The sequence below is a fragment of the Aeromonas sp. R2-4 genome (genome assembly GCF_040908365.1).
GTDB lineage: Bacteria > Pseudomonadota > Gammaproteobacteria > Enterobacterales > Aeromonadaceae > Aeromonas > Aeromonas veronii.
Map to the genome: position 1 here is coordinate 1 of NZ_JBFODO010000010.1, position 3,084 is coordinate 3,084.

A 3,084-nucleotide genomic window follows, 5' to 3' on the forward strand; every position below is an offset into this window, starting at 1 on the left:
TGCTCTTTAACAATCTGGAAAGCTGATTTAAAAAGTAGTTCTCAAACATTTGTTACAAGTGCTTTGGAAACTTCTTGGCGAAAACCAAATTTTATTTGGTCCTTGTTGTACAACAACAGGCTGTGCCGGTTTCACCGACACTTCTTGGGGTTGTATGGTTAAGTGACTAAGCGTACATGGTGGATGCCTTGGCAGTCAGAGGCGATGAAGGACGTACTAACCTGCGATAAGCTGTGAGAAGTCGGTAAGAGACGCTATTACTCACAGATTTCCGAATGGGGAAACCCACCCGAGATAACTCGGGTATCTGTTACTGAATACATAGGTAACAGAGGCGAACCGGGAGAACTGAAACATCTAAGTACCCCGAGGAAAAGAAATCAACCGAGATTCCCTCAGTAGCGGCGAGCGAACGGGGATTAGCCCTTAAGCATCTTGGAAGTTAGTGGAACGGTCCTGGAAAGGCCGGCGATACAGGGTGATAGCCCCGTACACGAAAACAACCTTGATGTGAAATCGAGTAGGGCGGGACACGTGACATCCTGTCTGAATATGGGGGGACCATCCTCCAAGGCTAAATACTCCTGACTGACCGATAGTGAACCAGTACCGTGAGGGAAAGGCGAAAAGAACCCCTGTGAGGGGAGTGAAATAGAACCTGAAACCGTGTACGTACAAGCAGTGGGAGCCCTTCGGGGTGACTGCGTACCTTTTGTATAATGGGTCAGCGACTTACATTTTGTAGCGAGGTTAACCGTATAGGGGAGCCGTAGGGAAACCGAGTCTTAACTGGGCGTCTAGTTGCAAGGTGTAGACCCGAAACCGGGTGATCTAGCCATGGGCAGGTTGAAGGTTGAGTAACATCAACTGGAGGACCGAACCCACTAACGTTGCAAAGTTAGGGGATGACCTGTGGCTGGGGGTGAAAGGCCAATCAAACTCGGAGATAGCTGGTTCTCCCCGAAAGCTATTTAGGTAGCGCCTCGGACGAATACTACTGGGGGTAGAGCACTGTTTGGGCTAGGGGGTCATCCCGACTTACCAACCCCATGCAAACTCCGAATACCAGTAAGTAATATCCGGGAGACACACGGCGGGTGCTAACGTCCGTCGTGAAGAGGGAAACAACCCAGACCGCCGGCTAAGGTCCCAAAGTTCTGGTTAAGTGGGAAACGATGTGGGAAGGCTCAGACAGCTAGGATGTTGGCTTAGAAGCAGCCATCATTTAAAGAAAGCGTAATAGCTCACTAGTCGAGTCGGCCTGCGCGGAAGATGTAACGGGGCTCAAACCAGGCACCGAAGCCGCGGATTCACACTTATGTGTGAGTGGTAGGGGAGCGTTCTGTAAGTCTGCGAAGGTGTATCGAGAGGTATGCTGGAGATATCAGAAGTGCGAATGCTGACGTAAGTAACGATAAAGGGGGTGAAAAGCCTCCTCGCCGGAAGACCAAGGGTTCCTGTCCAACGTTAATCGGGGCAGGGTGAGTCGACCCCTAAGGCGAGGCCGAAAGGCGTAGTCGATGGGAAGCAGGTTAATATTCCTGCACGACTTGTAATTGCGATGGGGGGACGGAGAAGGCTAGGTGGGCCAGGCGACGGTTGTCCTGGTGAAAGTGCGTAGGTGGTGTTTGTAGGCAAATCCGCAGACACAACGCTGAGACACGAGACGAACGCACTACGGTGCGGAAGCCATTGATGCCCTGCTTCCAGGAAAAGCCTCTAAGCTTCAGATTACAAGTCATCGTACCCCAAACCGACACAGGTGGTCGGGTAGAGAATACCAAGGCGCTTGAGAGAACTCGGGTGAAGGAACTAGGCAAAATAGAACCGTAACTTCGGGAGAAGGTTCGCTCCTGACAGTGAAGTCCCTTGCGGATGGAGCAGTTGGGAGTCGCAGTGACCAGATGGCTGGGACTGTTTATCAAAAACACAGCACTCTGCAAACACGAAAGTGGACGTATAGGGTGTGACACCTGCCCGGTGCCGGAAGGTTAATTGATGGGGTTAGCGCAAGCGAAGCTCTTGATCGAAGCCCCGGTAAACGGCGGCCGTAACTATAACGGTCCTAAGGTAGCGAAATTCCTTGTCGGGTAAGTTCCGACCTGCACGAATGGTGTAACCATGGCCATGCTGTCTCCACCCGAGACTCAGTGAAATCGAATTCGCCGTGAAGATGCGGTGTACCCGCGGCTAGACGGAAAGACCCCGTGAACCTTTACTACAGCTTGGCACTGAACATTGAACCTACATGTGTAGGATAGGTGGGAGGCTTTGAAGGCGTGACGCCAGTTGCGCTGGAGCCGTCCTTGAAATACCACCCTTGTATGTTTGATGTTCTAACGCAGGGCCCTGAATCGGGCTCGCGGACAGTGCCTGGTGGGTAGTTTGACTGGGGCGGTCTCCTCCCAAAGAGTAACGGAGGAGCACGAAGGTTGGCTAATCCTGGTCGGACATCAGGAGGTTAGTGCAATGGCATAAGCCAGCTTAACTGCGAGACGGACAGGTCGAGCAGGTACGAAAGTAGGTCATAGTGATCCGGTGGTTCTGAATGGAAGGGCCATCGCTCAACGGATAAAAGGTACTCCGGGGATAACAGGCTGATACCGCCCAAGAGTTCATATCGACGGCGGTGTTTGGCACCTCGATGTCGGCTCATCACATCCTGGGGCTGAAGTCGGTCCCAAGGGTATGGCTGTTCGCCATTTAAAGTGGTACGCGAGCTGGGTTCAGAACGTCGTGAGACAGTTCGGTCCCTATCTGCCGTGGGCGTTGGATGATTGAAGGGAGTTGCTCCTAGTACGAGAGGACCGGAGTGAACGAACCTCTGGTGTTCGGGTTGTCACGCCAGTGGCACTGCCCGGTAGCTAAGTTCGGAATCGATAACCGCTGAAAGCATCTAAGCGGGAAGCGAGCCCTGAGATGAGTCATCCCTGACCCCTTGAGGGTCCTAAAGGGCCGTTGGAGACCACAACGTTGATAGGTGGGGTGTGTAAGCGCGGCGACGTGTTGAGCTAACCCATACTAATTACCCGTGAGGCTTAACCATACAACACCCAAGAAGTGTTCTAAGGCTTGTAGCAAATA

The 3,084-nt window shown here is 52.5% G+C and carries 1 rRNA gene; it reads left to right on the forward strand.

Going from position 1 to position 3,084, the window contains the following annotated elements:
* The first annotated feature begins 156 nt into the window (after positions 1 to 156).
* Positions 157 to 3,046, forward strand: a 23S ribosomal RNA gene (locus AB5Z05_RS04210).
* Positions 3,047 to 3,084: the final 38 nt, after the last annotated feature.